This window comes from Nocardia sp. NPDC058114, from assembly GCF_042884695.1.
In the GTDB taxonomy this organism is placed as follows: domain Bacteria; phylum Actinomycetota; class Actinomycetes; order Mycobacteriales; family Mycobacteriaceae; genus Nocardia.
Genome location: NZ_JBHVTK010000001.1, coordinates 1216707 through 1242926, shown reverse-complemented (window position 1 = coordinate 1242926; position 26220 = coordinate 1216707). Strand labels below are relative to the sequence as shown.

General features: G+C 69.1%; 28 protein-coding genes. 19 read left to right on the top strand and 9 right to left on the bottom strand.

Annotated elements, in window-relative coordinates:
• Positions 1–2 precede the first annotated feature (2 nt).
• The 3 genes from ACFVVI_RS05660 to ACFVVI_RS05650 are packed head-to-tail and all read right to left on the bottom strand — an operon-like array spanning position 3 to position 2718.
• Positions 3–746, bottom strand: a complete 744-nt coding sequence (locus ACFVVI_RS05660) for an SDR family NAD(P)-dependent oxidoreductase (RefSeq protein ID WP_387443456.1) — start codon at positions 744–746, stop codon at positions 3–5.
• Entirely contained in the window at positions 743–1798 is a 1056-nt protein-coding gene (locus ACFVVI_RS05655; protein WP_387443453.1) for an alpha/beta hydrolase family protein, read from the bottom strand. Before ACFVVI_RS05655 ends, ACFVVI_RS05660 begins: the two co-directional genes overlap by 4 nt.
• The gene (locus ACFVVI_RS05650) at positions 1795–2718 is read right to left on the bottom strand and encodes a zinc-binding dehydrogenase (protein WP_387443451.1); all 924 of its coding nucleotides are present in this window, start codon (positions 2716–2718) and stop codon (positions 1795–1797) included. The genes ACFVVI_RS05655 and ACFVVI_RS05650 overlap by 4 nt, the downstream gene beginning before the upstream one ends.
• 171 nt (positions 2719–2889) lie before the next feature.
• On the opposite strand from ACFVVI_RS05650, the gene ACFVVI_RS05645 reads away from it, so the two are divergent.
• The 4 genes from ACFVVI_RS05645 to ACFVVI_RS05630 all read left to right on the top strand — a co-directional run bounded on the left by ACFVVI_RS05645 (position 2890) and on the right by ACFVVI_RS05630 (position 6418).
• The gene (locus tag ACFVVI_RS05645) at positions 2890–3825 is read left to right on the top strand and encodes a LysR family transcriptional regulator (RefSeq protein ID WP_387443449.1); all 936 of its coding nucleotides are present in this window, start codon (positions 2890–2892) and stop codon (positions 3823–3825) included.
• Between the two features lie 159 nt (positions 3826–3984).
• Positions 3985–4422 (top strand): DUF4247 domain-containing protein, encoded by a 438-nt coding sequence (locus ACFVVI_RS05640; protein ID WP_387443446.1) that lies wholly within the window; start codon positions 3985–3987, stop codon positions 4420–4422.
• A 41-nt stretch (positions 4423–4463) separates the two neighbouring features.
• Positions 4464–4889, top strand: coding sequence for a DUF350 domain-containing protein (locus tag ACFVVI_RS05635; RefSeq protein ID WP_378914280.1), 426 nt, complete (start codon positions 4464–4466; stop codon positions 4887–4889).
• Positions 4889–6418: a polyamine aminopropyltransferase gene (locus ACFVVI_RS05630; RefSeq protein ID WP_387443444.1), complete on the top strand. Its 1530-nt coding sequence runs from the start codon at positions 4889–4891 to the stop codon at positions 6416–6418. The genes ACFVVI_RS05635 and ACFVVI_RS05630 overlap by 1 nt, the downstream gene beginning before the upstream one ends.
• 2 nt (positions 6419–6420) lie before the next feature.
• Here the strand turns inward: ACFVVI_RS05630 and ACFVVI_RS05625 are convergent, their stop codons facing one another.
• Both ACFVVI_RS05625 and ACFVVI_RS05620 read right to left on the bottom strand, forming a co-directional pair.
• Positions 6421–6663, bottom strand: a complete 243-nt coding sequence (locus tag ACFVVI_RS05625; RefSeq protein ID WP_387443442.1) for a hypothetical protein — start codon at positions 6661–6663, stop codon at positions 6421–6423.
• Positions 6664–6679: 16 nt separating this feature from the next.
• Positions 6680–7756, bottom strand: a complete 1077-nt coding sequence (locus tag ACFVVI_RS05620) for an NAD-dependent epimerase/dehydratase family protein (protein ID WP_387443440.1) — start codon at positions 7754–7756, stop codon at positions 6680–6682.
• A gap of 114 nt (positions 7757–7870) precedes the next feature.
• On the opposite strand from ACFVVI_RS05620, the gene ACFVVI_RS05615 reads away from it, so the two are divergent.
• The 11 genes from ACFVVI_RS05615 (at position 7871) to ACFVVI_RS05565 (ending at position 17824) form a co-directional block, all read left to right on the top strand.
• On the top strand, positions 7871–8494 hold the full coding sequence (locus tag ACFVVI_RS05615) for a TetR/AcrR family transcriptional regulator (protein ID WP_387443438.1): 624 nt from the start codon (positions 7871–7873) through the stop codon (positions 8492–8494).
• Positions 8495–8590: 96 nt separating this feature from the next.
• Positions 8591–8911: a nuclear transport factor 2 family protein gene (locus ACFVVI_RS05610; RefSeq protein WP_301900910.1), complete on the top strand. Its 321-nt coding sequence runs from the start codon at positions 8591–8593 to the stop codon at positions 8909–8911.
• Complete coding sequence (locus tag ACFVVI_RS05605) at positions 8908–10056, top strand: alkaline phosphatase family protein (protein ID WP_387443436.1); 1149 nt, start codon at positions 8908–8910, stop codon at positions 10054–10056. The genes ACFVVI_RS05610 and ACFVVI_RS05605 overlap by 4 nt, the downstream gene beginning before the upstream one ends.
• A gap of 63 nt (positions 10057–10119) precedes the next feature.
• Positions 10120–10440, top strand: a complete 321-nt coding sequence (locus ACFVVI_RS05600; RefSeq protein WP_378987829.1) for a hypothetical protein — start codon at positions 10120–10122, stop codon at positions 10438–10440.
• Between the two features lie 154 nt (positions 10441–10594).
• Positions 10595–11866, top strand: coding sequence for a transcriptional regulator (locus ACFVVI_RS05595; RefSeq protein ID WP_378987832.1), 1272 nt, complete (start codon positions 10595–10597; stop codon positions 11864–11866).
• An 87-nt stretch (positions 11867–11953) separates the two neighbouring features.
• Entirely contained in the window at positions 11954–13471 is a 1518-nt protein-coding gene (locus tag ACFVVI_RS05590; RefSeq protein ID WP_387443432.1) for an aldehyde dehydrogenase family protein, read from the top strand.
• Positions 13471–13878: a DUF779 domain-containing protein gene (locus tag ACFVVI_RS05585; RefSeq protein ID WP_378987837.1), complete on the top strand. Its 408-nt coding sequence runs from the start codon at positions 13471–13473 to the stop codon at positions 13876–13878. The genes ACFVVI_RS05590 and ACFVVI_RS05585 overlap by 1 nt, the downstream gene beginning before the upstream one ends.
• A gap of 221 nt (positions 13879–14099) precedes the next feature.
• A complete protein-coding gene (locus tag ACFVVI_RS05580) occupies positions 14100–16445 on the top strand; it encodes a nitrate- and nitrite sensing domain-containing protein (RefSeq protein WP_387443430.1) in 2346 nt (781 codons plus the stop codon).
• Between the two features lies 1 nt (position 16446).
• On the top strand, positions 16447–16851 hold the full coding sequence (locus ACFVVI_RS05575; protein WP_067453425.1) for a roadblock/LC7 domain-containing protein: 405 nt from the start codon (positions 16447–16449) through the stop codon (positions 16849–16851).
• 12 nt (positions 16852–16863) lie between these two features.
• Positions 16864–17238 (top strand): DUF742 domain-containing protein, encoded by a 375-nt coding sequence (locus ACFVVI_RS05570; protein WP_387443427.1) that lies wholly within the window; start codon positions 16864–16866, stop codon positions 17236–17238.
• Complete coding sequence (locus tag ACFVVI_RS05565) at positions 17219–17824, top strand: ATP/GTP-binding protein (RefSeq protein ID WP_101467406.1); 606 nt, start codon at positions 17219–17221, stop codon at positions 17822–17824. Before ACFVVI_RS05570 ends, ACFVVI_RS05565 begins: the two co-directional genes overlap by 20 nt.
• A 2-nt stretch (positions 17825–17826) precedes the next feature.
• On the opposite strand, the gene ACFVVI_RS05560 is transcribed toward ACFVVI_RS05565, so the two are convergent.
• Positions 17827–18687 (bottom strand): SDR family NAD(P)-dependent oxidoreductase, encoded by an 861-nt coding sequence (locus ACFVVI_RS05560; protein ID WP_387443424.1) that lies wholly within the window; start codon positions 18685–18687, stop codon positions 17827–17829.
• Positions 18688–18804: 117 nt separating this feature from the next.
• Here ACFVVI_RS05560 and ACFVVI_RS05555 point away from each other — a divergent pair, with 117 nt between their 5' ends.
• Positions 18805–19413, top strand: a complete 609-nt coding sequence (locus tag ACFVVI_RS05555; protein WP_378987851.1) for a TetR/AcrR family transcriptional regulator — start codon at positions 18805–18807, stop codon at positions 19411–19413.
• A 103-nt stretch (positions 19414–19516) separates the two neighbouring features.
• Here ACFVVI_RS05555 and ACFVVI_RS05550 read toward each other — a convergent pair whose 3' ends face one another.
• A complete protein-coding gene (locus tag ACFVVI_RS05550; protein WP_387443422.1) occupies positions 19517–19999 on the bottom strand; it encodes a winged helix-turn-helix transcriptional regulator in 483 nt (160 codons plus the stop codon).
• Between the two features lie 53 nt (positions 20000–20052).
• Here ACFVVI_RS05550 and ACFVVI_RS05545 point away from each other — a divergent pair, with 53 nt between their 5' ends.
• Positions 20053–20856: a thioesterase family protein gene (locus tag ACFVVI_RS05545; RefSeq protein ID WP_387443419.1), complete on the top strand. Its 804-nt coding sequence runs from the start codon at positions 20053–20055 to the stop codon at positions 20854–20856.
• 14 nt (positions 20857–20870) lie between these two features.
• Positions 20871–22322, top strand: a complete 1452-nt coding sequence (locus ACFVVI_RS05540; RefSeq protein ID WP_387443417.1) for an MFS transporter — start codon at positions 20871–20873, stop codon at positions 22320–22322.
• A 50-nt stretch (positions 22323–22372) separates the two neighbouring features.
• On the opposite strand, the gene ACFVVI_RS05535 is transcribed toward ACFVVI_RS05540, so the two are convergent.
• Positions 22373–22717 carry a hypothetical protein gene (locus ACFVVI_RS05535; RefSeq protein ID WP_387443415.1) on the bottom strand — a complete coding sequence of 115 codons (345 nt, stop codon included), beginning with the start codon at positions 22715–22717 and terminating at the stop codon, positions 22373–22375.
• A 161-nt stretch (positions 22718–22878) separates the two neighbouring features.
• Here ACFVVI_RS05535 and ACFVVI_RS05530 point away from each other — a divergent pair, with 161 nt between their 5' ends.
• Positions 22879–25074, top strand: a complete 2196-nt coding sequence (locus tag ACFVVI_RS05530; protein ID WP_387443414.1) for a molybdopterin oxidoreductase family protein — start codon at positions 22879–22881, stop codon at positions 25072–25074.
• A 34-nt stretch (positions 25075–25108) separates the two neighbouring features.
• Here ACFVVI_RS05530 and ACFVVI_RS05525 read toward each other — a convergent pair whose 3' ends face one another.
• Positions 25109–26155 (bottom strand): fused (3R)-hydroxyacyl-ACP dehydratase subunits HadA/HadB, encoded by a 1047-nt coding sequence (locus ACFVVI_RS05525; RefSeq protein ID WP_379314354.1) that lies wholly within the window; start codon positions 26153–26155, stop codon positions 25109–25111.
• Between the last annotated feature and the right edge of the window lie 65 nt (positions 26156–26220).

The following is a 26220-nucleotide window of genomic DNA, read 5'->3' as shown; positions in this document are numbered from 1 at the left end:
TGTCACCGCGGGTACGCGGCGACCAGTCCGCCGTCGACGATGATGTCCTGACCGTTGATGTAGGACGCCTCGGCGGAGCCGAGAAAGGCGACGAGGGCGGCGATCTCGTCGGTGTTGCCGAATCGTCCGCTCACGACCCGGGACGCGGCCATGGTGGCGAACTCCTCGGTCATCGCCCCGGCGGACATGGGGGTATCGATATAGCCGGGGCTGATGGAGTTGACCCGGATGCCGCGGGGGCCGAGTTCGGTGGCGAGGGTGCGAGCGAGATTGTGGACCGCGGCCTTGGTGGCGGCGTAGAGGGTCAGGGCGCTGTCGGCGCGGTGCAGGGTCCACGACGCGTTGAGGACCACGGCCGCGCCGGGGGTGAGCAGCGGCAACGTCTTCTGGACGGTGAAGAACACGCCCTTGAGGTTGACGTCGACGGTGTGGTCGAAGTCGGCCTCGGTGATGTCGGAGAACGCGGCGAAGGCGCCGGTGCCCGCGTTGGCGAAGACCAGGTCGAGGCGGCCGAATCGCGCGGTGACGGCGGCGACCATCGTGTCGATGGCGTTCAGGTCGGCGGTGTCGGCGGCGAGACCGGTGGCGCGCGGGCCGAGCTGCGCGGCGGCGGCCCGGACGCGTTCGCCGGTGCGGCCGGTGATGACGACGTGGGCGCCTTCGTCGATCAACCGCTGTGCGGTGGCCAGGCCCATTCCGCTGGTGCCGCCGGTGACGAGCGCGATCCTGTCGGTGTAACGGTTCATGAGATTCCTTCGGTGAGGTGGTCGGCGACGGTGGGCAGCCAGGCCGGCCGGTTGTTCCCGACGAGGTGGTCGCCGCCGGGGATGCGCAGGTAGTGGGCACGGGGTGCGGTGCGCGCCAGCAGTGCACCGTCGGTGACCCCGGGGATGGCGTCGTCCGCGCCGTCGACCACCAGCAGTGGGCAGCGCAGGGCCGGGGCGAGGGGTGTCAGATCGACTGTGGAGGCGAAGGCTTCGGCGGCTTCGCGGGACCCTGCTCGGCGGGTGATGAGGTCACCGACGGGGTCGGGCAGTGCCGGCCAGTCGAGTCGGAACGGTCCACTCACCGTGGCGGCCACGGTGATTCGCGGGTCGAGTGCCGCGGCGGCTGCCGCATAGTACCCGCCGAGGCTGAGCCCGACGATGCCCACCTCCGCGACACCGAGCGCGTCGATCACCCCGCCGATCACGACGGGATAGTCGGTGGTCACGGTCGAGGTCGCGGCGAGCGCGCCCTGCCCGGGTCCGTCCATGGCGAACACGGCCGCGCCTCGACGGACGAGTGCGTCGGCGAGCACATGGAACTCGTCCTTGCTCGAGTCCAGTCCCGGCACCACGATCACAGTGCGTGCCGCGTCAGCGGGGCCGCGCAGGATGCCGGTGAAATCGCGACCGGTGATCCGCCGCGAATCCGGTTCCAGGAGCGAGAAGCCCGCTTCGGCGGCGGAGTCGGCCGCCGCCGCGTGCACGTGGTGATCGCTGTCGGGGATGAGCGTGGCCAAGTGCGCCCATCGCGCTGCCATCAGGAGATTCTCGCCTCGGGTGACCGTCGACGGCGGCGCTGGTGGATATCGCGCGGCCGCCGACCCACGGTCCGCCCGGTCATGCTCGGGGTGCGGTTGCGTAACCCCCCGGTGCTGCTCGGCCGCGGCCCGGAACCGCAGGGCCGCGGCCGCGCACGCGGGCGCCCAGTCGGCGGGAGTCGCGACAGCGGCACAGGCCCGGCGATAGGCGTGTGGGTCGATTCCCGCGCCCGTGGCGCGACTGAACATCGACTCGACCAGTTCGGCGTTCACCGCGCCGCACCCGTGGTCAGGACGGCCTTGCCTCGAATGCGCCGATCCCGCAGATCTACCAGCACTTCAGCGGTCTCGGACCAGTCGGCGACCCGGCCGATCTCCGGATGCAGCCTGTTCTCGGCGACGAGCCGCACGAGCGTGGCGAGGTCGCGATCGTAGGGCGCGCCCGCGTAGTGGAAGTGCCGGAGCGTCGCGTTCTCCGGGCCGGTGAAGAAGTCGAAGAAATCGAGCGTCGCCGGTGTTCGGCTCGCCTGCCCGAACCAGACCGCCGTGCCACCGGGAACGAGCTTTGCCAGGCAAAATGCCAGAGCGGGGCCGCCGGTCGACTCGAGGACGAGGTCGAAGGGCCCGGAGGCCGCGTCGAGGTCGTGCACCACCTGGGCGGCGCCCAGGGCCGAGAGCCGCTGTCCGCGTTCGGGCGACGCCGTGACGGCGGTGACCGAGGCGCCGGCTGCCGCCGCGAGTTCGGTCACGTAGTGCCCGACGCCGCCCGATGCCCCGGTGAGCAGGATCCGAGTCCCCGCTACCGGCCCCGCCACACGCATCAATCGCAGGGCGGTGATGCCGGCCAGCGGAAGGGCGGCCGCACGGACCGCGTCCACCCCGTCGGGCAGGGGAACCAGTGCGTCCGTCGGCACCGCCGCGTATTCCGCCCAGCCACCCAGCGGCGGATGACCGACGACCCGGGTCCCGACCGATGGGCCGGATCCGTCGGCCGCGGCCTGCACGACCAGTCCGGCGATGTCTTTGCCCGGCAACAGATCCGGGCGCGGATCCGCCAACAGGAAGGTCTCGCCACGGTTGGGCGCGAAAGCCTCGACGCGGACGAGTGCCTCGTCGGCGCGGGGCACGGGTTCGGCCGCTTCGGTCATGGTGACCGGCCGCTTCGGGTCGCCGGTCGGAATCAAACGTCGCATGCCGTGATGTAACCGCCGTACCGTCGGCCCGGGCCAACAACTGGGCCACGATGGTGACAACGCACGGTTGTCGCCGCTGCGTGTCATACCTCGACGCCGACCGCCGACGGTTTCGCCGCAGTCGGTGGAACTCCGTGTCAGGGCGGCCGAGAGGAGCGCTATGGTGCGAACGTGGACCTGGACCTGGCAACCGTGCGCGCGTTCGTGCGCACGGCGCACGAACGGCATTTCGGCCGTGCCGCCGCGAACCTCGGGATCACTCAGCAGGCGCTGTCCAAGCGAGTGGCCCGACTGGAATCCAGCCTCGGTGTCCGCCTACTCGACCGCGACCAGCACGGGGTACGACTCACCGAGGCCGGCGCGCGGTTTCTGCCGGGCGCCGAGGAGACCCTGCGCGCCGGTGATCGGGCGGTGGCCGCCCTCGTCGGCGAGCACGGTCCCCTGCACATCGACGTGTGGGGACACCTGTTCGCTCCGCTGCGCACGGTCGCCCAGGTCGCGACCGCACCGGCAGCACCGCCACTACGACCGGGCCACGGACGCGATCTGCCCACCGCCGCCGCGGCCGTCGTCCACGGTGAGATCGACGCCGGATTCGGCCGGGTCCACCCGCCCTTACCGGACGGTTTGACCCATCGTCTCGTCCGCCTCGAGCCGGTCGATGTGGTCGTGAGCACCGATCATCGGCTCGCCGGGGCCACCTCGCTGCGCCCCGACCAGCTGCGCGACAGCGTCCTGCACGCACCGGCCGATCTCGGCCGCCTGGACTTTCTTGCCCGTTTCGCCGAACGTTTCGATATCAGCGAGCACCTCACCACGCCGAATCTCGGTCTCGCACCGATGCTTTCGACGCTGGCCGCCGATCCGCGTGGCTTCGCCCTCCTGCCCGCCGACGTCGAGTTCCCCGAGGTGCCAGGGGTCACCGCGATACCGCTGGTGGACCCGACTCCCCTCTACGCCTGGTCGTTGATCTGGCGTACCGGCGCCGAACCGCCACTGCTCGAAGCGCTGGTGACCGCCCTGGTCCGGACGGCAGGCGAGAATCGGTGGCTGGAGTACGACCCGGCCCGCGACTGGTTACCGACGCAGGAACCCACCCTCGCCTGATCACGGGCACAGCGACTCTGTCGGTCCGTATTGTCCGAATCGATGCGGGAGGTCCGCTCACCCGGTGATACAGTCCGGCAGGATTTTTCGATGGGGAGGGTCAGTCATCAACGCAGCACGGACAGTTGGGTGGCGCACCGGGTTCGGGGGGTCGGCTCGATGAATCGCACCAGGTGGATCATCGCGAGCCTGGTGGCGGTAGTCGCGGTCGTCGTGGCGGTGGTGGTCGTCGTGGTGGTCACCCGTGACGAGGATCCGCGTGAATTCGTCGCGGAGAAGTACCGGCGAGCGCAGCAACTCGATCAGGCGAACAACGGCCTGGCGTTCCTCGCCACCGCCGCACCGGCCGCGGTGGCCGCCACGATCGCGAAAGCCACCGACCCGCGCGACCGGCGCAACACCGGCGACAACCACTACCTACGCTTCGACCACGACCTCCTCGCGGTGTCACCGCATGCCGGTGGCTCCCTGATCCTCGTCGACAGCTACGCCAACGGCACGCGCCGCCATCACGCCCACACCAGCGGTTACGGCTGGACCAGCGGCTCCGCGGCGGGCGACTACCGCGGCGGCGGCAGCGACAACGGCGGCAAGTAGTTCATTCGGGCATCTCGCCCGCACAGCACAGGAGGACACTCATGCTCGCCGACCTGGCGGCGGACGCGGGCGCCGCGCTCGCCTATTCCGCGGTGGGAATCGTGTTGATGGCCGTCGGTTTCGGCGTCGTCGACCTGCTCACCCCGGGCGACCTGCGCGCCCAGATCTGGATCGAACGCAACCGCAATGCCGCGATCCTGCTCGCCTCGAACCTGTTCGGGGTCGGGATCATCGTGGCCGTGGCCATCTGGACCTCGGAAGGCAAGATCGCCGAGGCGCTGCTGTCCAGCGCGATCTACGGGGTGATCGGGCTGGCCGCGATGGCGGTGGCGTTCGTGCTGCTCGACGCGCTCACCCCCGGCGACTTCCGGGCCGTCGTCGCCGACGCCGAACCGCATCCGGCGGTGTGGGTCACGGCGTCGGCGCATGTCGCGGTCGCGCTGGTGGTGGCCGCGGGCCTGACCTGATGCCCCGGCACCGCCTGGCCAGGGCGGCACTGCTGGCGACCGTGTTCGTCTGCGCGGCATGCGGTTTGGTGTACGAGCTGTCGCTGGTCACCCTCGGCAGCTATCTGATCGGTGACACCGCCGCGCAGGCGTCGATCACGTTGAGCGTGATGGTCTGTTCGATGGGTGTCGGCGCGCTGCTGGCGAAACCGCTGCGGTCGCGTGCCGCCGCGGCTTTCGTGGCCGTGGAACTGGCATTGGCCGTCGTCGGCGGGCTGTCCGTGGCTGCCCTGTACGCCAGTTACGCGTGGCTCAATCTCTATACCGGCACGCTGGTGCTGGCGGCGGCGGTGATCGGGATGCTCGTCGGTGCGGAGATTCCGTTGCTGATGGAGTTGCTCCAGGACATCCGCGAGCAGGAGGCCAGCAGCGCGGTCGCCGACCTGTTCGCGGCCGACTACGTGGGTGCGCTGCTGGGTGGCCTGGCGTTTCCGTTCCTGCTGCTGCCGGTGTTCGGGCAGATCCGCGGCAGCCTGGTGGTCGGGGTCGTGAACGCGATCGCCGGACTCGCGTTGGCGTTCTTCTTCTTTCGCGACAAGATGACGCGCGGCGCCCGCCACACCCTGATCGCCGCGACCGTCGTGGTGGCCTGCGGGCTGACCGGTAGTTACCTCTACGCCGACCGTTTCGAGGCGACCGCGCAGCAGGCGCTGTTCGCCCACCCGATCGTGTGGCAGACACGCACGCCCTATCAGCAGATCGTGCTCACCGAATCGTTCTCCCCGTTCGCCACCACCGATACCCGGCTCTATCTCAACGGCGGACTCCAGTTCTCCTCGGTCGACGAGTACCGCTATCACGAGGCGCTGGTGCACCCGGTGCTGGCGGGCCCGCACCGTTCGGTGCTGGTGCTGGGCGGCGGCGACGGCCTCGCGCTGCGCGAGATCCTGCGCTATCGCGACGTCGCCGAGGTGACCCTGGTCGAACTCGATCCGGCGATGATCGAGCTGGCCCGCACCGACGACCGGCTCACCGATCTCAACCGCCGCGCGTTCGACGATCGACGGGTCACCGTGGTCGAGGCCGACGCCTTCACCTGGTTACGCAGCGCCCCAGGGCTTTTCGACGCGGTGATCGTCGATCTGCCCGACCCCGACCAGACCTCGGTGGCCAAGCTGTACTCGCAGGAGTTCTACGCGATGACCGCCAACGTGCTGGCCCCCGGCGCCCGCATGGTCGTCCAATCGGGCTCGCCCTTCTTCGCCCCGCGATCCTTCTGGACCATCGACGCCACCGTGCGCTCGGCGGGTCTGCACACCACCCCGTATCACGTGGACGTCCCGAGCTTCGGCGACTGGGGCTTCGTGCTGGCGTCGGCGGGCGCGGCGCCGACGCCGTCCCTGCGCAGCCCCGGCCCCCTGCGTTCCCTGGACGAGACCACCCTCACCGCGGCCACCGTCTTCCCACCGGACCGCCGAGCGGTCGACCCCGAGGTCTCGACATTGATGCGTCCGGTGATCCTGGATCTGCAACGCCAAGAATGGCGTTGACGTCAGACCTGACCCGAACAGGCCAGGTGCGTACCGACGACGACGAGCCCGAGGACGGCGACCACCGCCGACAACGCCGGGGCCGGTTCTCGCACCAACCGGGACGCGCCGCGCCGCACAGCGACACCTGCCCGCTCCAGCCGGCTCGCGAGGGCCGGACGCCCGGTGGGCTCGCCGTCCGCGCGCCCGCGGAACTTGCGGCGGACGACGCCGAGCAGTGTGAGGACGAGCGCGGTGATCAACATCGTCTTTCCTTCCCGCTCAACGGGTCCCGACAACAGCACGCGATGAGTTCGCGGGCCGTCCGGGAGCGGTGACGATGCCGAACGCGATCAGGCTGTCGGCGGTGTCGCGCACGGTGTCCTCGATCGGGCGCATGGTCCAGCCCAGTTCGCGGCGGGCCTTGTCGGCGCTGACGTGTTCGGTGCGGCCCAGCACCGGCACGGTCAGGCGCACACCTTTGTCGAAGACGGCGACCACGCGGATCACCCAGTTCGGCAGGACCCGGGTGGGGACACGGAAGCCCTCGGCGGCGTAGTCGCGGGCCAGCAGGCCGGCCAGCTCCCCCATCCAGAGCGGATCGGCCGCGCAGATGTATCGATTGCCCGCGGCCTCGGGAACTTCCATCGCCAGCCGGTGCGCCACGGCGAGGTCGCGCACGTCGACGGGGGTCCAGCCGGTTTTCACCGAACCGGGGACGTCGCGGGCCAGCAGTCGGCGGACCGGCTCGTGGGAGGTACTGGTCCTGGCTTCGAGCAGCGGGCCCAGGATCATGCCGGGATTGACCACCACCAGTTCCAGACCCGAGGCGGCGGGCAGGGATTCGACGAAGTCCCAGGCCGCGCGCTCGGCGAGGGTCTTGCTCTTCTGATACGCGGGGATGCGCTCGACCACCGACCAGTCGTCCTCGGTTCGTACCTCGTCGGTGTCGTGGCCGTAGGCGACGGCGGCGACCGAGGAGGTCAGCACGACGCGGCGGACACCGGCGGCCGCTGCGGCGCGCAGCACGCGCAGGGTGCCCTGCACCGCGGGCTCGATGAGGTCCTGCTCGTCCTCCGGCGGTGCCGCGGGGAACGGCGAGGCGACGTGCAGCACGGTGTCGCAGCCGGTGACCGCCGCGGCCCAGCCCGCGTCGTCGTCGAGGGAGGCGGCGACGAATTCCAGCTCGCCCCCGGTGCGGCGGGCGAGTTCGGTCAGGTGGGCGCGGGTGGCGTGCGCGGCGAGGTCGCGCACGGTGGCGCGGACGGCATAGCCGTGGTCGAGGAGTTCGGCGATGCAGTGGCCGGCGACGAAACCTGTCGCGCCGGTGACGAGTACCCGGGTGGTCATGGTGGTCATCCATTCCGTCGATTCGGTGGAGCACGCATCTAAGCGATGCTCAATTAATCTAAACACTGCATAGATTTCCTGTCCAGTGCCAATTCCGACAGGGGTCTCGCATACGCTCGGAGGGTGAAGCGCACCAGTTACCACCACGGCGACCTGCGCGCCACGCTGATGGACGCCTGCCTGCGCCTGATCGAGAGCGAGGGCCTGGCCGCGGTGAGCCTGCGCCGGGTCGCCAGGGAGGCCGGGGTCAGCAGCGGCGCGCCCTATCACCATTTCGCCGACCGCGCCGCGCTGCTCTCCACCCTGTCGATCGACGGCTTCCAGCAGTTGGCGGCCTATCTGACCGCCGCCAGGGCCACGACCACCGACCCGCTGGCTGCCCTCACCGAACTCGGCGATGCCTACGTGCGGTTCTCCCGCGAACACCCGGCCCAGTTCCGGCTCATGTTCCGGCCCGAACTGTCCCAGCCGGAAAAGCACCCCGACGCCCACGCCGCCGGCGACGCCGCCTTCGACGTCCTGGTCCGGACGGTCGCCGACTGTGTCGCCGTCGGGGCGCTGCCCGCCGATCGCGCCGAGACCCTGGCCGTCGCCTGGTGGGGACTGGCACACGGGCTGGCATCGCTGTGGCTCGACGGACATCTCGAGAAGCGCAGTGAACAGATGGGCACGCACGCCCCCGAACTCGTCGACACGATCATGCGCACCTTCACCGCGCTGATCGCGCCGGGATCGGCGACCGCCTGACGCGCCGCCCAAATTCCTGCGACCCGGCACGTGCACTCACCTAGAGTGAGTAACACCGTCTTTGTCCGTGCGTACCCGCTTCGAGCAGGAGGCCCGATGTCCGGCACCGCGAAACTCGATCCCGTGGTCGAAGCGTTCGTCGACGCGCTCAACGCGCAGGACACCGACCAGTTCTACGGTGTGCTCACCGAGGACGCGACGATGTCCGATGACGGTGTCGAACGCAATCTCGCCCAGTGGACCGAGGCCGAGATCTTCAGCAGCAACGGACATCTGGTCGTGGACACGGTCGACTCCGACGACGGCCTCGCCCTCACCGCCGACTACACCAACAGCCGGTGGGGTTCGATGCGCACCACCTGGCAGTTCGTCCTGCGCGACGGGCTGATCAGCCGATTCGAAACAGGACAGGCGTGACCGACGATCTTCTTCTCACCCCGCGTTACGGCACAGCCACACTCGCCGATCTCCTCCCGTCGGTACTGAGCTGCCTCGGCGTCCCCGGCGACACCGACCGACTCGGCCTCGATCTCGACGTCGACCGCGTCTGCGTATTACTCGTGGACGGACTCGGCGCACAAGCCCTGGCGGCCGAATCCGCTGCGGCGCCGTTCCTGACGAGCCTGCCCGAGGCGAGCATCGACGCCGGGTTCCCGAGCACCACGGCGACGAGTCTGACCACCCTCGGCACCGGCCTGCCCGCCGGCGAGCACGGCATCGTCGGCTACTGCATGCGCCTGCCCGGCGAGGAACGCCTGTTCAACTCGCTCAGGTGGCAACTCATGGGCGACGGACCGAAGGCCGACGCACGCGCCACGCTCCCACCAGACCGGATCCAGCCGCATCGCACCGTCTTCGAGCGCGCCACCGCGGCGGGCATCACGGCGGTACAGGTCGCACCGAGCTACCAGGACGGTTCCGGCCTGACCTCGGCCGGCTGGCGCGGCGGCGAATTCCGCACCGCCTACTCGGTCGGCGATCTCGTCGACGGAGTTCTCAACGCCCTCACCTCGGCACCGAAAACCCTGGTCTACACCTACCATTCGGAACTCGACACCACCGGCCACGCTCGCGGGCCCGCCAGCCGCGCATGGCGGTTCGAACTCGCCAATGTCGACCGGATCGCCGCCGAGATCGCCGCGCGCCTGCCCGCTCGCTCGGCGCTGATCGTCACCGCCGATCACGGCATGATCGAACTGCGCGAGCGCGTCGACTTCGACACCCACCCGCACCTGTCGGACGATGTCGCGGCACTCGGCGGTGAACCACGCGCCCGCCACGTCTACACCGACAACCCCGCCGCGGTCGCCGACACCTGGCGCGGCGTTCTCGGGAGCGGATTCCTGGTGCGCACCCGAGACGAGGCGATCGAGGCAGGCTGGTTCGGCCCGGTCGTCACCCGCGACGCCGCCGCGCGCATCGGCGATCTCGTCGTGATCGCGAGCGGCGACGGCGGTGTCGTGCGGTCGGGCGCCGAACCGCTGCAATCGATGATGATCGGCCACCACGGCTCACTCACCGCCGCCGAGCTGCGGGTTCCCCTGCGAATCCACCGCGCCTGAGCACCACCGCATAAGCTGGCGTCGACGCGCAACCGCGCGCAGCGAACCATTCCAGGAGGAATCATGCACGCCAACACCCGAACCGGCGCCGTCGCGGTGGGCGTCGCGGTGCTGGCGGCACTGGCCACCGGATGCACCGAGGTCGAGCGAGTGCTCAACCAGGGCGGTGACACGAGCTGTCGCGACTACGTCAACCAGGACGCGAACACCAAGCGGATCACCATCACCAAGGCGATCAAGCAGCAGACCGGCAACGACAACGAACCGGCGGGCACCGTGGTCGACTCGATGATCGTGCAGGTCGATCTGCTGTGCGCGACTCAGCGCAATGTCGACACCCCGATCAAGAACGCCGATATCGCCGGGATATTCCTGAACAAATAGTCACCGGCGTCAAGGCAACGCGACAACCCGGCGACCGGTGACCGGCCGTCCTGGGCACAAACGTTCCCACGGCGGTGGCACAGCTGATAGACAGTAAGCGCCACACCCGTTCTCGTCGCTGGAACGGTGCGTCACCGACGAGCAGGGAGTGAACGTGGGCGAGGAACTGGGCAGGGCACCAGGCGCCCACGACGACCCGATCGCCGGACCGCACCGGCCCGAACGACTCTCGGACTACCGGGTCGAACTCGAGAAGCAGTGGAACCGCCTCGCCGCACCCTCGCGCCCGCTGACCCTGCCCCGCGACACCGGGGCCGTGCGCAACGATGTCGCCAAATCCTGGCAGCGCTCCCTGCACACCGTCGACCCCGCCACCGAAGTCGCTCCCGGATTCAACGACATCAGTGACCGCTGGTCGGAATCCCCGCTGCGCAGACCGGTCACCGAACTCGCGGGTCAGCTGCGCGGAATGGCCGAGGAGTCGGGCTATCTCGCCGTCGTCAGTGACGAATCGGGCACCATCTTGTGGACCGCGGGCGATCGCACGCTGCGCCGCCAAGGGGAGGCGGTGAACTTCGCGCCGGGCGGGGTCTGGGACGAAAGCCACATGGGCACCAACGGGTTATCTCTGGCCCTGCACGACGACAGGGCCGTCACCGTGTTCTCCGCCGAGCATCTCGTCGCCGCGCTGCACGGCTGGGTCTGCTACTCCGCGCCGATCCACGGCCCCGACGGCCGCACGGTGGGCGTGCTCGATCTGTCCTCGACGTGGGAACGTTCGCATCCGATGGTGATGACCTCGGTCCGCGCATTGGTCACCGCCGTGGAGACCATGCTGCGCGCCGAGGCGCCCACCCCGGCACCGGGTGTTCGGCTCGAATGCCTCGGCGCCGCACGGCTTTTGCGCGACGGCAGGCCGGTGCCGCTGCCGCCGCGCCAACTCGAGATCCTCGCGCTGCTGGCGCTCGAGCCCGACGGCTACACCCCCGAGCAATTGCACGCCGCGGTCTACGGTGAGCGGCCGGTGTCGCTGAACACGCTCAAAGCCGATGTGTCGCACCTGCGCCGCGCCACCCGCGGCGAGATCACCAACCGGCGCTACATGCTCACCGGCCAGGTGTCCTGCGACGCGGTGGACCTACTGGCCGCCATCGAGGGCGGCGACCTCACCTCGGCGCTGTGGCTGTATCGCGGACCACTGCTGCCCGGATCGGATCTGCCCGGCGTCGAACAGTGGCGCGCCCACCTCGATGTCGGCATTCGCAACGCCGTGCTGGGCAGCGACCGGCCCGAGCACGCGGTCGCGTTCGGGCAGCGCTGCCCCGGCGATGTCGCCGTGCACGAGCACGCCCTGCGGCTACTGCCTCGCGACGATGTCCGCCGCGCCGTCGTGACGGCCCGGCTTTTCACCGCACGCCAGGGCTGACCTGCGCAGACGCCGTCACCAACCTCGTACCAACCTTCGCCGACCATAGTGTGGGGCACCACGCAGAGGTCGCGAGGAGCGAGGCGAATGATCTACGGCAAACCCGGATCGGATACCGGCATAGTCAGCTATGCCGCCCGATACGACAACTTCATCGGAGGTGACTGGTCGCCCCCTGTCGAAGGCCGTTATTTCGACAACACCTCACCGGTCGACGGTGAGATCTTCTGCGCGGTGGCCCGTTCCAGCGCCGCCGACATCGACATGGCGCTCGAGGCGGCACACCGCGCCACCGAGCGATGGGCCGCGACCTCGGTCACCGAGCGGGCCGACATCCTGCTCAAGATCGCCGACCGGATCGAGAACAGTCTCGAACCGCTGGCCGTGGCCGAGACCTGGGACAACGGCAAACCGGTGCGCGAAACCCTGGCGGCGGACCTCCCGCTGGCCATCGATCACTTCCGGTACTTCGCGGGTGTGCTTCGCGCCCAAGAGGGCTCGCTGTCCCAGATCGACGCCGACACGGTCGCCTATCACTTCCACGAACCGCTCGGCGTGGTCGGCCAAATCATTCCGTGGAACTTCCCGATCCTGATGGCCGCCTGGAAACTCGCACCCGCGCTGGCGGCGGGCAACTGCGTCGTCATCAAACCGGCCGAACAGACACCGGCGTCGCTGCTGCTCGTCGTCGAACTCATCGCGGATCTGTTACCCGACGGAGTTCTCAACGTGGTCAACGGTTTCGGTGTCGAGGCGGGCAAACCGCTGGCACAGAGCCCACGGGTGGCCAAGCTCGCCTTCACCGGCGAGACCACCACCGGGCGGCTGATCATGCAGTACGCCAGCGAGAACATCATTCCGGTCACTCTCGAACTCGGTGGCAAGAGCCCCAACATCTTCCTGCCCGATGTGCTGGCCGCCGACGACGATTACCTCGACAAGGCCGTCGAGGGGTTCGTCATGTTCGCCCTGAACCAGGGCGAGGTGTGCACGTGCCCGTCGCGGGCGCTGATCCACTCGTCGATCTACGACGAGTTCCTCGCCCGCGCCATCGCCCGCACCGAGGCCATCGTGTCCGGTCATCCACTCGACACCGAGACGATGATCGGCGCACAGGCCGGCAACGACCAGTACGAGAAGATTCTGTCCTATTTCGACATCGGCAGAGCCGAAGGCGCCCGTGTGCTCACTGGAGGGGAAGCACGCAAGGTCGACGGTCTACCGGGTGGGTACTACATCGAACCCACGGTCTTCTCCGGTGACAATACGATGCGGATCTTCCAGGAGGAGATCTTCGGCCCGGTCGTCGCGGTCACCCGCTTCGATACCGTCGACGAAGCGATCCGCATCGCCAACGACACCCTCTACGGTCTCGGTGCGGGCGTGTGGACCCGCGACATGAACACCGCCCACCGACTCGGCCGCGGCATCAAGGCAGGCCGGGTCTGGACCAACTGCTACCACGCCTACCCCGCCCATGCCGCGTTCGGCGGCTACAAGAAGTCGGGGTTCGGCAGGGAGAACCACGCGATGATGCTCGGGCACTACCAGCAGACCAAGAACCTGCTGGTCAGTTATTCGACGACGAAACTCGGGATGTTCTGATGCAGAATCGAATCCACCGTGTGGAGATCACCGAGCGCGCTCAGACCCTGCTCCGCCGCCTCATCGAGGACAACGGCCCGGTGCTGTTCCGCCAGGCCGGCGAGGGCTGCGACGACGACGCCGCACCGGTGTGCCTGTCGGCCAAGCAGTTCCCGATCGAGAAGGCCGACATCCTGCTCGGCCGGCTCAGCTGGCACACCGAATTCTGGATCAGCGCGGCACAATTCGAATGCTGGAAAGATACCCACCTCACCGTCGATGTGACGCGCGGTGAGGCTGCCGAGGATTCGCTCGAGGCAGGCCAGGGCATGCGATTCGTGTTGCGCGCCAGGCTGCTGACCGAGGCGGAGCACGCGGCACTGGCGGCCGGGCCGCCACCACGCACGGGCGCCGACCGCACACTGTAGCGGCGCCCGCCGAAAACCTGACCTGGCAGCATCTTTCCCGGCGCTGCCAGGTCGCGGCGAGCCCCCGCCGACTGGGCCATCGCGGCTCAGCCGGCGGGGTGAGCTCGCCGTTTTTTCGTTTTCACCCCCATATAGCAAATGTGTTCCCGCGCAAACCAAATCGCGTCTCGCTCAGCGAGACACAGGCGACAACAGTGCAACGATTCCGTTACGTTATGGCGATGTTCTTAGCGAGACTCGGTGTGCGCACCCGGATTCTGGCGATTGCTCTCATCCCGAGTTTGACTCTGGTGGTGGTCGGCGTCGGTACGGCGGGCTACCTGGTCGAGCAGAGCAACAAGGCCAAGTCGTGGGCCGTGCAGTTGCAGGATGCCGCCGTACCGGCCCGTGAGCTGATCGAGGCGGTCCAATCCGAGCGCCACCTGACCCTGGCCCACATCGCGGGCGACGAGACCGCCGCACTCGGCCTGGCCGCCGCGCGCACGCGCATGGACGGCGCCTTTCGCGGCCTGATCGCCGCCGGTGAGAACCTGCGCGCGATCGATGACTCCAACATCGGCAACGACAAGGCCGGCTTCGCCACTCTCGGCACGCATCTGGACGGCGTGCGCAAGGGCGCCGACGCCCGGATGCTGCCGATCGCGGACGCCTACCTGTTCTACAACTCGCTGCTCAACGTGATCATCCAGGGCACCAAGGTCGCCGAGCGCGCGGCACCCGACGCGGTCGTCGCGACCGGTGTGTCCGAGGGCTTGCGCTTGCTCGGTGCCGCCGAGGCGATGTCGCGCAGCAACGCGGTCGCCGCCGCGATGGTGGCCTCGGACGGCGCCTCGACCATCCCGCTCGACGAGTTCACCAACCAGAGCGGCCTCTACCACGGCGAAATCGCCAACCTGGCCGCCGGACTCGACGAACCCGAGCGCGGCGCCGTCGTCGCGTTGACGGCCACCGGGCACTGGCAGCGGCTGAGCGCGATGGAATCCGCTCTCGTGCAGCGTTTCGCGGTGTCGGCGGCCGCCCAGGCGAGTACCTCGACCAGCAAGGCTCCCACCCCCGTCGCACTGCCGATGCCGATTCCCGAATGGCAGAACGCCGCGGCCGAGGTCAACCGGAGCCTGCTCGACTCCTACACCAGCTACAACGACCATGTGCAGAAGCTTGCCGAGGATTCCTCGCGCAAGGCCGAGACCAATGCCGCGCTGGCGGGCGGCGGCGTGCTCGCGCTCAGTGCGCTCGTCTTCCTCATCGCGATCGTCCTGGCGAACCGGATCATTCGCCGGCTGCGCCGGCTGCGTACCGCGACACTGCAACTCGCCGACGAGCAGCTGCCCGCCACCATGCGCACCCTGCGTGACGGTGGCGAGGTCGACCCGGCCGACACCGCGCCCACCCTGGACTTCGGGCACGACGAGATCGGTCAGGTCGCCAAGGCCTTCGAACACGCCGCCGCCGCGGCGATCGGTGCCGCGGTCGACGAGGCCCGTACTCGCGAGGGCGTGCGCGCGGTGTTCCTCAACATCGCCCACCGCAGCCAGATCGTGGTGCACCGCCAGCTCGAGATCCTCGACGAAGCCGAACGCCGCCAAGAGGATCCGGCACTGCTCGAGACGCTGTTCCGGCTCGATCACCTGGCCACCCGTGAACGTCGCAACGCCGAGAACCTGATCATCCTCGGCGGCGGTCGCCCGGGACGGCAGTGGCGTCAGCCCGTGCCGGTGATGGACGTGGTGCGCAGCGCCATCGGCGAAACGCTCGACTACGCGCGCGTGCGGGTCACCAAGCTGCCCGAGGTCAGCGTCGTCGGCACCGTCGTGGCCGACCTCGTGCACCTGCTCGCCGAGCTCGTCGACAACGCCACCGCGTTCTCCCCGCCGCAGTCGCGGGTCGAGGCGAGCGGCAATGTCGTCGGCAAGGGCGTGGTCGTCGAGATCACCGATCAGGGCATGGGCATGAGCGCCGACGACCTGGTCCGCTACAACACCATGCTGGCCGATCCGCCGGATTTCGGTGTCGGCACGCTGTCCTCGGACTCGCGCCTGGGCCTGTTCGTGGTCGCCCGGCTGGCCCTCGCGCACGGTGTGTCGGTGCGGCTGAGCGAATCCGATTACGGCGGCATCCGCGCCATCGTGCTGATCCCCCAGCAGTTGCTGGCCGGCGAGGCCGACCTCGCGGGCACGCCGCCCACGATGACCGGCCCGCTGCGTCGTGGGCTGCCCGCACCGCAGGATTCGGGACCGATCGCCGCCCTCGAATCCGCGCCCGCGCCGGTCGCGACCCTGGTCGCCGACCCGCCGACCCCGCGCCCGATGGCACCGGCCCCCGAGGCGCCCCCCGCGCAGACCCCGCACTACGACACCGGCTCCGACGAACGACCCGCGCTGCCGCGTCGCAGCAGGCAGACCAATCTGGCGCCCGAGCTCGCCGAGCCCGCCGCCGAGGCGCCGCGCGCACCCGAGCGCCCCCGCTCCGCAGAACAGGCGCGCGACATCATGTCCGCGATCGAGAACGGCACCCGCCAGGGTCGCAAACAACAGACCACATCGAACCAGGACGAACAGGAAGGCTGAGGTGAACTCTTCCCCCGGTGATCTCAACTGGCTACTCGACGATCTCGTCGACCGGCTGGCAGGGGTCCGCTACGCGGTCGTGCTGTCCACCGACGGACTGCTGCTCGGACGCTCCTCGCAGATGAAGCGTGAAGACGCCGAACACTTCGCCGCCATGTCCTCGACCCTCTACGGTCTCGCCCGCAGCGCGGGCAGCCGGTTCGACGGCGGCGGCGTGCGCCAAGCGGTGATCGAGCTCGATCGGGCCGTGCTCTTCGTGACCTCGGCCGGTGACAACGCTTGCCTGGCACTGCAAGCCAACGAATCGGCCAATCTCGGCATGGTCGCCTACGAAATGAATCTCACCGTGCAGCGGGTCGGCAGCTATCTGTCTACGGAGCCGCGGCACGGGCATGCGCAGCTATAGAAAGTCTCGACAATGACTCGACTCGGCGATCCGTGGTTCGACGACGCGGCCGGACCCCTGGTCAGGCCGTACGCGGTGACCCGCGGCCGCACCATGGGCGCGGCGCACGACCTGGACATGCTCACAGTGGTGGTGGCGGTATACCCCGCCCCCACCCTGCGCAAACCAGAACCCGAGTACGCGACGATCGCACAGATGTGCAAGCGTCCGCAGTCGGTGGCCGAGGTCTCGGCCGTGCTGAAACTGCCTCTGGCGGTAACCAAGATCCTCGTCGGTGATCTCATCGCCGAGGGCCACCTCATCTTCCGGGCTCCGGTAGCGGCCGAGGCCGGTGCCGGTGACCTCAACATATTGCGAGCGGTTCTGGATGGCATCCGAAAACTTTGACCCGATGTCCGCAGGCGACCAGCACATGGCCGCCTCGGTCAAAATCCTCATCGCCGGCGGCTTCGGCGTCGGCAAGACCACCATGGTCGGTGCGATCAGCGAGATCGCGCCGCTGCGGACCGAAGAGCTGATCACCGAGGTCAGCACCGGCGTCGACGACCTGTCGGGGGTGGAGCAGAAGCACACGACCACCGTCGCGCTGGACTTCGGGCGCATCACCATCGACCGGGATCTGGTGCTGTACCTGTTCGGTACGCCCGGACAGGACCGCTTCTGGTTCCTGTGGGACGAGCTGTGCCGTGGCGCCCTCGGCGCGATCGTGCTGGCCGACACCCGGCGATTGAGCAATTCGTTCGCGGCGGTGGACTTCTTCGAGCGGCGCGGCTTGCCGTTCCTGATCGCGGTGAACTGCTTCGACGGCGCGCCGCGCTACACGGTCGACGAGGTGCGTGATGCCCTGGACCTGGATCCGAACACGCCGGTGATCCTGTGCGACGCGCGCGATCGGCCCTCGGCCAAGGCGGTGCTGACCCACCTGGTCGAGTACCTGATCGATCGCGCCGCACGAACTCCCGTCACCACCTGAGACTATGCCGAGCCCGGCGCGGGGACTGCCCGTTCCGCGGCTCGGCTGGTCTGCTCCCAGGCCGACCAGGTGGCCATCTTGGCGCGCGCGAGGTCGAAGGCCAAGTCGTACACCATGTTTCCGAGCAGCAGGCGCAGCGGCGGCTCCCCGGCGCCGACGAGTGTGAGCAGCGCCTCGGCGGCGAGGGCGGGCTCGCTGTCGACCGATCCCTCGGCCCACTGGGCCTCGAGCTGGGCACGCAGCGGGGCGTAGGCCTGGATCGGGGTGGTGTTCACCATCGCCGAATACAGGTCGGTCCAGTACCCGCCCGGCTGCAGAATACTCACGCGCACACCGAATTCCGCGGCTTCCATCGCCAGGGCCTCGCTCATGCCCTCGAGCGCGAACTTGCTCGCGGCATACATTCCCGACAGCGGGAACCCGGCGAGTCCGCCGATGCTCGACACCTGCACGATGTGCCCGCTGCGCTGCGCGCGCAGATGCGGGAGCACGGCCTGACTCACCCAGAGCGCGCCGAAGAAGTTGACCTCCATCTGCGCGCGAGCCTCGGCTTCGCTGAACTCCTCGATCATGCCCATCGAAAGCGTGCCCGCGTTGTTGACCACGATGTCGAGGCGGCCGAAGTGGGCGACAGCGGCATCGACCGCCGCGTGCACCGCGGCGCGGTCGGTGACATCGACGGTCAACGGCAGTACCCGGCCGGGATGGGCCGCGGCGAGTTCGTCGAGGGCGGATCCGGTGCGCGCGGCGGCGGCGACCCGGTCCCCCGCCGCCAGCGCCGCTTCGGCGAAGGCGCGACCGAGACCGCGGCTCGCTCCGGTGATGAACCAGACGCGGGATGCGGTGGTAGCGGCGGTGGTCATGGCGTTCCTCCTTGACTAGACAAGACGTTGCGTCTCGTCTGATGATCCGAGGATGCCAGCGGTTCACCGCCCTGTCAAGACGCAACGTCTCGTCTCCTCGATTGCTAGGATGGCGGCATGAGTCAGCAGAACCCCCGGCCGTCGGCCGACGCGACCCGGCGCAACGAAGGATCTCGGCGCGCCATCCTGTCCGCCGCCTTCGAGCTGGCGGGCGAGATCGGCTACGACAAGCTGACCATCGAGGCGATCGCCGCCAGGGCAGGTGTCGGCAAGCAGACGATCTACCGGTGGTGGCCGTCCAAGGGCGCCGTCCTGCTCGACGCCTTCCTGATGCTCAGCGAGACCGGCGACGACGCGACACCGGGCCTGCCCGACACCGGCGACCTGGAAGCCGACCTGAAACTGGTCCTGCGCGCGACCGTCGCCGAACTCGCCGACCCCCGCTTCGACCTCCCCCTGCGCGGCCTGACCAGCGCCATCATGCACGACACCGCCCTGGCCGCCACCTACGTCGAACGCCTACAGAGCCCCGTGGACGACCTGAAACGTCGCAGACTCGCCGCCGCGCAAACCGCGGGCCAGATCGCCCCCGATATCGACCTCGACGTGGCCATCGCGATGATCTGGGGCCCACTGATGGACCGCTGGCTCCTGCGCACCGGCACCCTCACCACCGAATTCGCCGATCGCGTCGTGGAGACCGCGCTGCGCGGACTGCGCGGCTGACTGATCGAAAGCACGTCCTATCAACGACATTCGGCCCGCACCGCGCAAGTGTCGTGCCGGCGCCCCCATGACCGGCGCGCGCGACGATGACGCCGGGGCGACTTCACCCGCGTAGCGACTCGGGTAGCGGAGAACGATCACCCGCGCCGGGGCCGTCCATCAGCGTCAGGTCGCGGCCGTGGACTCGCTCGCCGCAGTGCGAGCAGGTGGGTTCGATGGTGGTGAGGTGGGCGCAGGTGCGGTGCAGGACCTCTACCGGGGGCCCGTTCGGGGCGGCCCATTCGTCGCCCCACTGGCGCATCGCGGTGATCACCTGCCACAGGGAGCGGCCCTTGGCGGTCAGGCGGTAGTCGTAGCGGACGGGGTTGTCCTGGTAGGGCTCTCTCGTCATGATCTCGTGTTCGACCAGGCCTTCGAGGCGTTGAGTGAGCACGTTGCGGGCGATGCCGAGGCGGTCGCGGAACTCGTCGAAACGGGTCACGCCGAAGAGGGCGTCACGCACGATCAACAAGGTCCACCACTCCCCGACCACTTCCAAGCACTGGGCCAGGGAGCAGTTCATGTCTTCGAAGCTGGTGCGCCGCATGCCCCGAGTCTAGTCGGTTGCATGAAAGAACTCACCCATCTACGGTGAGTTGCATGATGAAACTCACTGGGCGGTTCGGCGCGCGATTCGCCCTCACCGCCACGGACTCCGGGCGGTGGCATGCCGTCGTCGACGACTCGTGGCGCGGCTGGACCGGCCCACACGGCGGCACGCTCGCCGGGCTCCTGATCGACGTCGCCCAGCAGGCGAGCTCGCGCGAGCACCCCGTACGCGCCGCCGATGTCCGGTTCCTCGGCCGACCGGCGACCGGCGCGTTCACCCTGCACGCCACCGAATACTTGGTCGGGCGCAGCACGACGATGCTGGACGTGGTCGCCGAACAGGACGGTGCGCGGGTCGCCGCGGCCACCGTCACCCTGGGCGCGCCCGGCGCGACCGGGATCCCCGCCCACAGCGCCAGACCCGCACCCGTCGTCGCGGCCGCACCGGACTGCGCGCTGTTCCGGCTGCCGCCGGAGATCGTGCCCGTCGGCGCGCATTTCGTCATCCGTCCCGCCGCGGGCCCGTTGCCTCTCAGCGGCGCGGACGAGGCGATGATGTGCGCCTGGATCGCACTCGACCCCGCGCTGCCCCTCGACGCGCCGAGCCTGGCCGTCCTCGCCGACGCGCTGCCACCGGGACTGTTCCCGCTGCTCACCGCGCCGGTCGCCGTCCCCACCGTCACCCTGTCGCTGCAACTGCACGCCGATCTCACCCACCTCGGCGACACGCCCGTGCTGGTCCGCGCCACGAACGTCAGTTCCGGTGACGGCTGGTCGGTCGACGACACCGATATCTGGGACGGCGACGGCGTGCTGCTCGCCACCGCCCGTCAAACCCGCCGCGTCCTCGGCTGAACGAGAGCTGGAACATGCCATCCACTACCCCACTCCGGGAGACCAATCCCCGGTTGGTGCTCGCCATCGTCTCCATCGGCGTGCTGTTGTCGAGCCTGGACCTGTTCATCGTCAATGTCGCCATGCCCGCCATGGCAGACGACTTCGGCGCCGGCCTGACCGAACTGTCCTGGGTGCTCAACCTCTACGCCATCGTCTTCGCCGCCCTGCTCGTTCCGGCCGGTCGCCTCGGCGACCGCGGCGGCAACCGCGCCACCTTTCTCACCGGCCTGGCGATCTTCGTGATCGGATCGGCACTGTGCTCGGCGGCCTGGAACGTGGAGTCGCTCATCGCCTTCCGTGTTCTGCAGGCGGTGGGATGCGCCCTGCTCACCCCGTCCTCCCTCGCACTGGTACTCGCCGCGACACCGCCGCAGCGGCGCGCGGGTGCGGTGCGGCTGTGGGTCGCGTTCGGTGGTCTCGGCGCCGCGCTGGGCCCGGTGCTCGGCGGCTTGCTGGTCGAAATCGATTGGCGCTGGGTGTTTCTCGTGAACGTGCCGATCGGGTTGGCGGCGTTCGCGATCGGCGTCCGTAAGCTGCCGTGCCCGCCCGCCGCGGGCGGCCCGCTGCCCGATCTGCTGGGTGCGGGCGCGCTGATCGGGGCGGTCGGGTCGCTGATCCTGGCCGTCGTCCAGGGTCCCGACTGGGGCTGGACCTCCACCGGAGTCCTCGCCGCGTTCGGTATCGCGATCGTGCTCGGGGTCGTCTTCGCCGTGAGCTCGGCTCGTCATCACAGCCCGATCGTCGACCCCGCCCTGCTCCGGGTCCCGAATTTCGTGCTCGCGGGTGCGAATTCGCTGGTGTTCCAGATCGCGTTCGCGGGCATGCTGCTCTCGGTCACGCTCTGGGCGCAGAACGTGTGGGGGTGGTCGGCCTTGCAGACCGGACTCGCGATCGCGCCCGGCCCCCTGGTCGTGCCGTTCGTCGCCATCGCCGCGGGCAAACTCATCGCGCGACTCGGTGCGGGACCGGTGATCGCGGCAGGCGGACTCGCCTTCGGCGGTGGACTCCTGTGGTGGGCGCGCGCAGCCGAACTGTCACCGGACTATGTCGGTGGCCTGCTCGGCGGCATGCTGCTGACCGGTCTCGGCGTGGGACTCACCCTGCCGACCGCGTTCGCCGTCGGCGCGGGAACCCTGCCCCCGCAACGCTTCGCGACCGGATCGGGCGTCCTGAGCATGGCCCGCCAACTCGGCCTCGCCCTCGGCGTCGCACTTCTCGTCGCGCTGCTCGGTACGCCCGACACCCCCGCTGCCACGCTCGACGCCTTCCAGCGCGCCTGGTACGTGACCGCCGCGGTCGCGGTCCTCGCCGGACTGATCGGCTTCGCCGTGCGGACCCCAGCGCAGGCCGGACCACCGATCGAATCGCCCGGCCACACTCCGGAGGCGACCGAAAGATCCGGGGGCGCGGCAGTGTCGGCGTGACCCCGAGCGGTCGGCGACCACGATGTCGCCGGCCGCGTCCTCCGGTCCGCTCAGCCCCAGGTCGCCTGATCGGGGACCGAGGAATCGACGATCACGTAGAAGAAGTGACCGGGAGTCAGCTCGTTCATGTCGTGCCAGCGGCCCCAGGGGTCGCGCTGGTAGTAGTTCTCCATCCCGGTGCCGTCGTCGTAGCAGACGATGTTCGACGTCCCGAACGGACTCCAGTACACATCCGTGCCAGGACGTGGCATCTCGAGCGGGGTGCGGAACAGGTGACTGCACGGCGTGATGACGGGGTCGTAATAGCTGGGCTGGGCGGCGGCGGTGGCCTGTCCGGCGATCCCGGCGACGGTGACAGCGGCGACCGCGAGGCCGAGACGAACGGTGCAACGCATCGAATCTGCTCCTGACCTGAGCGGAAATGAAGGCTCTTCGTATCGCGAACGATATTACGCCCGGTCGTCGATCGGCACGAAAATCAGACCACAGACGGATCTGCCGAGCCGTTCGGTCGCGCTACCGTGGCAGGAGCGGTTCGGCGGAGGGTAGGAAAGCTGTGGACAGCACGACGATTGCCCGGCAGTGCACATTGTGTGAAGCGCACTGCGGGATTCTGGTCACGGTCGAGGATTCGCGGGTCACCCGCGTCGAAGGCAACCCGGACGACGTGCTGTCGAAGGGCTACATCTGCCCGAAGGCGACAGCCATGGGCGGTCTGCACCACGACCCCGACCGGCTGCGGACACCGATGCGCCGCGTCGGCGACAGTTTCGAACCGGTCGGCTGGGACGAGGCCTTCCGCGAGATCGGTCAGCGTTTGCGCGCGGTGCGTTCCGCGCACGGTCCCAGCGCCATCGGGATGTACATCGGCAACCCGGCCGCGCACAGCTCCTCGGTGATGTACGCAGCGCTGCTGCGGGCCGTCCTGCTGACCCGGAACTTCTTCTCCGCGTCCTCGATCGATCAGTTCCCGCAGGAGTTCGTCGCGTGGCGGATGTTCGGCTCGAACGTTCTCATGCCGATCACCGATATCGATCGCACCGATCGGCTGGTGGTGCTCGGCGCCAATCCGGCGGTGTCCAACGGATCGATCACCACCATGCCCGGCGCCAAATCGCGCATCAAAGCGGTCCGCGCCCGGGGCGGCACCGTCGTCGTGATCGACCCGCGCCGCACCGAAACCGCCCGGCTGGCAGACGAACACGTGGCGGTCCGTCCCGGCGGCGATGTGTACCTGCTGCTCGCGATGCTGCATGTGCTGGTCGCCGAGGAACTGTGCGACGAACGGGCGGTCCGCGCGCTGTGCACCGGCTGGGACGAGCTGGCCGCACTGGTCGCCGACACCACCGTGGAACGCATGGCGCCACTGGCAGGCGTCGACGCGGACACCATCAGACGGCTGGCCCGTGACCACGCGGCGGCACCCTCGGCAGTGTTGTACGCGCGAATCGGGGTGTGCCAGCAGGTGACGGGCACACTCACCCACTGGCTGGTCAACACGATCAACGCGGTCACCGGCAATCTCGATCGCGCGGGCGGTCAGATGTTCGCGACCCCCGTCGTCGACGCCGCCCGCTACGCGAAGTACCTGCCCGTGGGACACGGCGCGTGGACCGACCGCTCCGGCGCGCACAAGTCGTTCCGCAGCGAACTGCCGGTCGCGGTCCTCGCCGAGGAGATCCGCACCGAAGGACCGGGCCAGATCAAAGCGATGATCACCTACGCGGGCAATCCGGTGCTCTCGACCCCGCAGGCGGACAAGCTCGATGCCGCGCTGGAATCTTTGGATTGCTATGTGGCCGTCGACATGTACATCACCGAGACGACCCGGCACGCCGACTTCATCCTGCCACCCGTCTCCGCGCTGGAACGCGAGGAACTGAGCCTGCTGTTCCCGATCTTCAGCGTTCGCAACAACGCCCGCTACGACGCCAGGGTGTTCGAGCCGCCGGCCGACGGATTGGACGACTGGCAGATCCTGGCACGGCTGGTGACCGAAATGGTCCCGCTGCCGGCCCGACGGCTCACCGCACGCGTGCTCAATGCCGCGTTCGAACAGTTCAGCCCCTTGCGACTGTCCGCGGCGGCCGTCGCGACGGGCCCCTACGGAATCCTGCGTCGTGGACGGAACGGGTTGACGCTGAAGAAGATTCGGGACACGGCGGGCGGTGTCGACCTCGGACCGCTGCGACCACGGCTGCCCGAACTGATCGGCACCGGCGACCGCAAGACGCACTTGGCACCCGCGGATTTCCTGGCGGCGGTGCGCACGGTCCTCGACGACGCGACCGGGACGGCCGAGCAGGGCTACGACCTCCAGCTCATCGGACGGCGGCACCTGCGCAGCAACAACTCCTGGCTGCACAACATCCCGTCGATGGTGAAGGGCCGCGACCGCTGCACCGTGCTCATCCATCCCGACGACGCCGCCGCCCGTGGTCTCGCCGACGGTGATCCGGCCACGATCGAATCCCCCGTCGGTTCGATCGTGGTTCCGGTGGAGATCAGTGGCGATATTCGCGCCGGGGTGGTGGCGATCCCCCACGGATGGGGCCATCGCGAACCCGGGGTCGGCTGGTCGGTCGCGGCGGGCCTGCCGGGCGCCAATGTCAACCTGCTGCACGACCCGGCCCGCACGGACCTGCTCTCCGGCACATCAGCGGTCAACAGCACGTGGGTGCGGGTGAACCCGGTGGCGTCCGAAACCCCGGACGCCACACCACGATCCGAGGTCGTGGCCGCGCCGCGGTGAACCCGGCTACGAGGTCGGGTCCACCGCGCCGGGGTCAGCGAAAGCGAAGGTTCGCGGTGGCGAGACCGAAGATCTTGCGGCCGCCGGACTTGGCGACGATGGCGATCACCGCGCTGCGGGTCTCCGGGTCGAGGGACTTCACGCGGCCGGTGTACTCGACCTGGCCGCCCTCCCGGCCGACGATGGTGTAGGTCGACAGGCGAACGCCGTAGCGGGTGACCGCGCCGGGGTCGCCGGACCACGTGGACAGGAAGCCCGCACCCAGACCCATGGTGAGCATGCCGTGGGCGATGATGTCGGGCAGGCCCGCCAGCTCGGCGATCTTCTCGTCCCAGTGGATGGGGTTGCCGTCGCCGGAGACGCCGGCGTAGTTGACGAGATCACCGCGCGAGACGCGGGCGTCGCGGAGCGGGAGTTCGTCGCCGACGGTGAGTTCGTCGAACGACAGCGTGGTGCTGGGGACGCGGGCGGCGCCCTCGACCGACAGCACAACCTCGCCCTCGGGACGCAGGGTGGTCTCCACCACGGCGTTCTTGTCGGCGCTGTAGATGCTCACGCCGTGCAGCATGATGTTCTCCACCGCGGCGGTGATCGCGGGATCCACGCCGTCGTCCCCGGTGATACCGACGACCGTGGTGTGCATGATGTGCACGGTCTCGCCGAGCTCGTCGACGAAGGTGTTGGTGACAGTGATCAGGTCCTTGCCCGCGATCGTGCGCACCGAGGTCAGCTCGACATCGACCACGAGCCGGTCACCGGCCACGATCGGCTTGTGCTGTTCGAAGACCTGCTCGGTCTGCACGAACATGTCGTAGCCGACGACCACCGTTTCGAACAACAATTTGTTCGCCGCCATAGCCGGGATGGAGACGAACGTCAGCGGCGCGACCAGACCCGGGTAGCCGAGCGCGGCGGCGGCCTCGTCCTCCCAGTGGGCAGGATGGAAGTCCTGGACGGCGCGCGCGTATTCGCGGATCTTCTCGCGACCGACCTCGTAGACGCCCTCGACCCGGTAGTAGTGCCCTACCTTCGACGCGGTGTCAGGGCCATCGATGGGCGGGGCATCGACTACGGAAGTCACTATGAATCACCTTCGTTCGGGGAACGGACACCCGGCAGGCTAGTCGACGCGCAGGCGGACCGGGC